Genomic DNA, 940 nt, shown 5'->3' with positions numbered 1-940 from the left:
GGTGACAGAGGTTATAACACGTAATTTGGTTATTAAGCGTCATCCGAAGTTTAAATACCAGCTAGTTTTATGTGATGAGGAAACAGGGCAGTCACTAAGCGGTCAGATTGATTTAAAGATCGAAAGTAGTGGTGATGATCGAGCTAAGATCACAGTCACATTTGATGCATGGGGAGCACACGGAGTTCGTTTTGAAGATGAACCTCGATCTAAATAAATTTATTAATTTAACAACGGAGCCAATAGGCTCTTTTTTTGTGAGTAAAGAAAATGGGTAGAAAGAAATTACAACCGCATGAGCAGCGTGTTTTAGATGAGCATTCCGAACTGTGTGAAAAAATTTCAAAGTTGGCTGACTTTTTATCCAAACCTCAACCATCATCTATTAATGATGAGCAATGGTTTTTATTGAATTTACAGCTAAATTCCATGTCGATATATAGCAATATTTTATCGCAACGAACCAAGGCATTCTTTTAACTGAAACCACAATCACAGCACCTTCTGGTGCTTTTTTATTGCCTAAATTTCGGATGAATAAGGCGTAACGAGCGGATGCTCAAATCAAATTAGGGTCGGATGACTTATGAAACTTAAAACAACTCAGATTGATGGCAAAACATATGCAGAAGTGAGTGAACAAGGTTTGCCTTTGTATATTCACGATGATGGTAAGGAAGTTGCACACGATGCAGCACAAACGACTGCGACGATTAACCGCTTAACAGGCGATTTAAAAACAACTCGTGAAGCTAAAGAAAAAGCTGAAACTGCTTTAACTGCATTTGATGGTATTGATAATCCTGCGGATGCCAAAAAAGCATTGGAAACCATTAAAAATCTAGATGAAAGAAAGCTTGTAGATGCGGGTGAGCGTGACACAGCTGTTGCACAGGCAGTAAAAGCCGTAGAAGAAAAGTACGCCCCAATCGTGCAGGAA

2 protein-coding genes and 1 pseudogene are annotated in these 940 nt (G+C 38.9%); all 3 read left to right on the top strand.

Features of this window, described 5'->3' with window-relative positions; all coding sequences use genetic code 11:
- On the top strand, positions 1-217 hold a 217-nt coding region (locus tag C9E89_RS22845; protein WP_407641442.1), incomplete at its 5' end, for a hypothetical protein.
- A 53-nt stretch (positions 218-270) separates the two neighbouring features.
- A complete protein-coding gene (locus C9E89_RS22840; protein WP_107010328.1) occupies positions 271-480 on the top strand; it encodes a crAss001_48 related protein in 210 nt (69 codons plus the stop codon).
- 106 nt (positions 481-586) lie between these two features.
- A pseudogene (locus tag C9E89_RS22835) lies at positions 587-940 on the top strand (DUF6651 domain-containing protein); the annotation flags it as partial.

This window comes from Acinetobacter sichuanensis (assembly GCF_003024515.2).
GTDB classification, from domain to species: Bacteria; Pseudomonadota; Gammaproteobacteria; order Pseudomonadales; family Moraxellaceae; genus Acinetobacter; species Acinetobacter sichuanensis.
Note: the sequence above shows the minus strand (reverse complement) of the source record. Positions and strands in the feature narration are given on the sequence as shown.